Here is a 4597-nt window from a genome sequence, read left to right as displayed (position 1 = left end):
TCGACTTACACTTCTGCGCGGGCCGGCTCAGCGACGGGGCACACCCGCCCCGTCGAGCAGCTCGTGCAGGGTCGTGGCGTCGAGCGCGGGATTCGCGGCCGCCAGCGGAGCCCGGTCCGTGCCGAGCAGTTCGCGCAAGCGGTGGGCGGGCAGTCGCGGGTGGACGATCGCGGCCTTCGCGACCTGGTCGTCCGGGTCGGACAGCAGAGCGTCGACCAGGTCTTCGGGCACCTCGGGGTCGAGCAGCGCCAGCAGCCGCACGGCCGGGTCCGGGTCGCGGGCGAATCGGGTGAGCCCGGCGACCGGGAAGCCGGGCAGCGTCGTCAGGTGCCACCGGTCCGGCCCGTCGTACTCCAGGTAGCAGCGCAGCAGCAGGGCCGGCGGCGGAGCCGGGTGGCAGAGCGCCAGCCGCACGCGTACCCCCGGATCGGGATCTTCGGCCAGCCGGGCCGCGACCGCCTGCGGCAGCCCGGGTTCGCGCGCGGCACTGCGGCGCAGCAGCGGGTTCACCGAGTACGCGTGCGCGATGGCGACCGCGGGCTCCGTCAGGGGACCGGGTTTGAGCCGGTTGAAGGAATCGCGTGGCCAGCAGTCGACGACGATCGCGGCCCGTTCGGGCTCGCTGAGACCCGGGTGCGTGGACACCGCGATGCGCACCGTCTGGACCGGGTCGGCGGCCAGCCGCGCCAGCTGGTCGGCGGTGAGGTCGTCCCGGCGGGCCGCCGCGCCCCGCAGGCTCTCCTCGGGATGGGACACCAGCAGCTCCACCACGTCCGGTGGCAGATACGGGTTGAACGACAGGAAGGACAGGTCGCTGGGGTCGTTCCCGGCCGTCAGCTGATCGAGCACCGCCCGGGACAGCCGCCGGGTCTGCAGCAGCAGCGAGTGGTAGTGCCCGCGGTACGGGGGCATGTCGGCGGGTTCGATCACCTTCGTGTCGTACGCGGTCACCTTGGCGATGGCCGCCCGCACCTGCGGGTCGGGATCGTTCTCCAAGTCGTGCCACTGCTCGTCGGACAGTACGCGGCGGTAGCCGCAGGCGGCTGCGCGGATCTCGGGCAGCGGATGGGCGGCCGCCACCGCGCACGCCCGCTTGGCGGAGTGGGTGAAGACCAACTCGTCGAGCAGCTCGGCCGACGACAGAATCTCCGGTGGTGCGGCGAGCATCCGCCGGAGCACGGCGTCAGGCAGCGGCCGCGGGCTCGCCCCGGGTGGCCACCGCAGGGGTTCGCGGATCAGCGCGATGGAGGTCTTCGGGTCGGGGTGGTCGAGCAGCCGCGCCCGCTGTGCCGGGTCGAGGTGGGGATTGCGGCCGATGTGCCGGCGCACCTGGCGGTCCGGGTGGGTCAGGACGGCGTCGAGCAGCTCAGCGGGCAGGTCGCGTTCGGTGCACAGGGCTTCCCAGCAGGACTGCGCTTCGACGGCCAGCAGACGCAGCAGGACGTCGACAGGCGCTCCGGCGTTCAACGCCACTGCGCGCAGGATCTGCTCGTGCACCGGGCTCCCCTCGCGCTGTTCTCAGCGGGCCAGTGTCGCATCCGGTTCCGGTTCGCGCTGCCCTGCGGCGAGGTCAAGGAGGCGGTGCCGCCGCTGCGCTTCGAGGTGGAGTCGGTGCCGGGACGGCTGCGGCTGCTGGTGTACGCCGACGACAGCGGCAGCACGGCGTGCTGGCTGGGCGAGGAGCAGCACTCGGTGCAGGTCGGCGCGTCCGACCTGACCACGGCGATGCGGCCGTCGTTCCCGCCGGGCCGGCTGAGCAACGCCTCGTCGGCGTACGGGTCCGACCCTGCGGCGGCGTACACCTTCGGGCGCGCGCCGGTGGGCGTCACCCGGGTCGAGGTGCACTTCCCGGGCGGGGTGGTGCGCGCGGCGCAGATCGACGGGGAGTGGTATCTGCTGACCGCGGCAGGTCAGGAGTCGTACGACTTCGCGGAGATCACGAAGATCGTCGCGGTCACCCCGGACGGCCGGACGGAGCTGCCGGTGGAGCACGGCTGACGGCGTACCCGGCTGGTCAGCCGACCTGGTGGTCTCATGGCACACTGTCGCCTCGCGGACAGTTCATGTTTCGCGTTCACCCCCGGACGAAGGACCCCCTCGTGGATCTGGCCACCCTGCAAGCGCAGCAGACGCTGTTCATCAAGCAGCGCTTCACCATGATGATCAACCGGTACGAGGTCACCTCGGTGCAGCCCGACGGCACCCCCGGCGCGCAGCTGGCGTTCGTCGAGCAGAAGCGCATGGCCTTCAAGGAGCAGGTCACGCTGTACCGCGACGACAGCAAGACCGGCGTGTTCGCCGCGTTCAAGGCCCGCAGCGTGATCGACCTCGGCGCGACCTACGACGTCACCGACGAGAACGGCGCTCCGATCGGCCTGTTCAAGAAGGACTTCGCCAAGTCGCTGCTGCGTTCGACCTGGCACGTGGAGCCCAACGGCGGCGCGCGTTTCACCGGCCAGGAGCGCAGCCTGGCCATCGCGCTGCTGCGCCGCTTCGCCGACCTGACCTTCTGGCCGTACCACTTCGACTTCGTGCGCGACGGCCAGCCGGTGTTCTCGGTCATGAAGAAGTTCGCGCTGGTGCGCGACAAGTACACCGTCCAGATCCACGACCCGGCCATCGACCGTCGCCTGGTCGTCGCGATGGCGGTGGCGCTGGACGCGCTCCAGGCGCGCTGATCGCGCACCGCCCGCGTGGGGGCGTCGGCTGCGGCCGGCGTCCCCACGTCCGTATGCAGCATGTTTCGGCGGTGGCCGAATAGCCTCGACCGCGGGGTCGCGGACGAGCATCATCCCCTGCGGGGAACCGGCGCACGGTCGGGCGCCACCGGGGTCCCGCCGCGGCGCCCGACCCTCGCGGGCTTGGCCGCAACGGGGGAGGCCAATCCCGCGCGCCGGGACACGCCGCAGCCGTGACGCCGCCGCAGGCGGCGGTCCGCGCCCACCCGAGCGCCGGGAGGAGGCGACCATGCTGCGGATCCATTTCACCGCGCAGGACCTCTCCCGGGTCCGGGTCGTCCGGCTCAGCCCGCTGGCACTGGCGCAGCGGGCCGCGGGGGACCACGAGGCCCGTCGGGATCTCGTCCTGGCGCTGCGCGAGCTGCAGCAGGCGGCGATTGCGGGCACCGCCGGTCGGATCGCCGGGGTGCTCGACGACGAGCAGGCCGAGTTCGGCCGGGCCCTGCTGAGCGACGGCGTGGGGGAGGCGCTGACCCGGCTGCACCCGCTGGTGCGGTGGGAGGCGTCGGTGCTGCACTCGGTCACCCCGCTCGGCTGGTCGCTGCTCAACGGCGTCACCGTCGGTGACGATCTGCCGCTGCTGCGGTGAAGATCCCAAGTCAGGTCAAGGTTCGGTAACACGGTCGGACCTATCCGACATATCGGGCGGTGACCTGTTGAGTAACCGGGCACGGCGTCCTACTTTTGATCGCCAACGACCCGTTGAGCTGCGCCCCGAGCGGCTCGTCATGCGGCGTTGTCGATGCGAGGGGTCCCGCATGCTCAACGATGAGGCGCTCGTCGAGCGCTGGCTCGGGCCCGGCGGGCCGGAGTTGCAGGCCGAGGTCATCCGCCGGTTGCGGGCGGGCGAACGCCTCGACGGCCTGGCCCTGGACCGCATCGACGGCCGCTGGGACCTGCGCGGTCTCGGCGCGCCCGAGCCCCGCGCCGCCGAACCGGACAGCACCACCCGCCAATCCGGCGGGATGTCGTTCACCTTCGAGTTCTCCGACGTCGCGGCGACGCTGGAGTTCCAGCGGGCGCGCCTGGTCGACCTCGACCTGCGCGGCGCCCACCTGCCGCGGCTGCGGCTGTTCGGCTGCGTCATCGACAACAGCCTGTTCGACGGCGCGCACTGCGTCGGGCTGCGGATGTGGGCCACCGACGTCAGCGACACCTCGTTCCTCGCCGCGGACCTGGCCCGCTCGTCGGTCGGCGGCTGGTACGCCGGGCGCGGCAACCGGCTGCGCAAGGTCGACTTCCGGCACGCCGACCTGTCCCGGCTCGGCTGCGGCGTCGCCTCGTTCACCGACGTCGACTTCGCCCACGCCCAGCTCGAATGCACCAACTTCTGGCAGGCCAGCCTGGTCCGCTGCCGGTTCGCCGGGGTGCTGCGCGAGGTCGTCTTCGACGGCCGGGTCCTGGAACCCGAGCGCGACCTGGGCCCGAACCCGATGCAGGACGTCGACATGCGCGGCGTGACCGCGTTCGACGACGTCGACTTCCGCGGCGTCAGCTTCGACCGGGTCACCCTGCCCGACCACCCGGCCCTGGTCGTGGTCCGCGGTGTGGCCCGGGTCGAGGCGGGCCTGCAGCGCCTGGCCGACCGCGACGACCACGCCGCCCAGGAGGCCCGCGGCCGCCTGCAGCACCTGCGCAAGTTCATGGGCGTCGCCGGCGGCGCCGACCAGGCCCTCATCGACATGCGCACCCTCATCGACCCCGAAGCCGCCCTCCTCCTCCGCGTCCTCCTCACCTGACGCCCCGCCCCTTGGCGCAACTCTTAAAAAGTCGCGGCCTCCAGGTCACCTGGAGGGGGCGTCTTTTTTATAGTTGGCGGAAGAGGTGGGGGGGAGCCGGGGAGGGGGCGGGTACGGTTG

General features: G+C 72.2%; 5 protein-coding genes. 4 read left to right on the top strand and 1 reads right to left on the bottom strand.

The features are described from left to right. Nucleotides 1-27 precede the first annotated feature (27 nt). Complete coding sequence (locus AB0B66_RS43645) at nt 28-1497, bottom strand: hypothetical protein (RefSeq protein ID WP_360541552.1); 1470 nt, start codon at nt 1495-1497, stop codon at nt 28-30. On the opposite strand from AB0B66_RS43645, the gene AB0B66_RS43640 reads away from it, so the two are divergent. From AB0B66_RS43640 to AB0B66_RS43625, 4 genes are all read left to right on the top strand, one after another. Next, the gene (locus AB0B66_RS43640) at nt 1492-1998 is read left to right on the top strand and encodes a hypothetical protein (protein ID WP_360541550.1); all 507 of its coding nucleotides are present in this window, start codon (nt 1492-1494) and stop codon (nt 1996-1998) included. The genes AB0B66_RS43645 and AB0B66_RS43640 overlap by 6 nt on opposite strands. A 158-nt stretch (nt 1999-2156) precedes the next feature. Beyond that, nucleotides 2157-2678, top strand: coding sequence for a hypothetical protein (locus tag AB0B66_RS43635; RefSeq protein ID WP_360541554.1), 522 nt, complete (start codon nt 2157-2159; stop codon nt 2676-2678). Nucleotides 2679-2967: 289 nt separating this feature from the next. Then, nucleotides 2968-3327 carry a hypothetical protein gene (locus AB0B66_RS43630; RefSeq protein WP_360541548.1) on the top strand — a complete coding sequence of 120 codons (360 nt, stop codon included), beginning with the start codon at nt 2968-2970 and terminating at the stop codon, nt 3325-3327. A 169-nt stretch (nt 3328-3496) separates the two neighbouring features. Next, a complete protein-coding gene (locus AB0B66_RS43625; RefSeq protein WP_360541546.1) occupies nt 3497-4477 on the top strand; it encodes a pentapeptide repeat-containing protein in 981 nt (326 codons plus the stop codon). Nucleotides 4478-4597 lie beyond the last annotated feature (120 nt).

The sequence above is a fragment of the Catellatospora sp. NPDC049111 genome (genome assembly GCF_040648615.1).
Classification (GTDB): domain Bacteria; phylum Actinomycetota; class Actinomycetes; order Mycobacteriales; family Micromonosporaceae; genus Catellatospora; species Catellatospora aurea.
The sequence above is the reverse complement of the archived record's forward strand: the minus strand, read 5'-3'. Positions and strand labels throughout refer to the sequence as shown.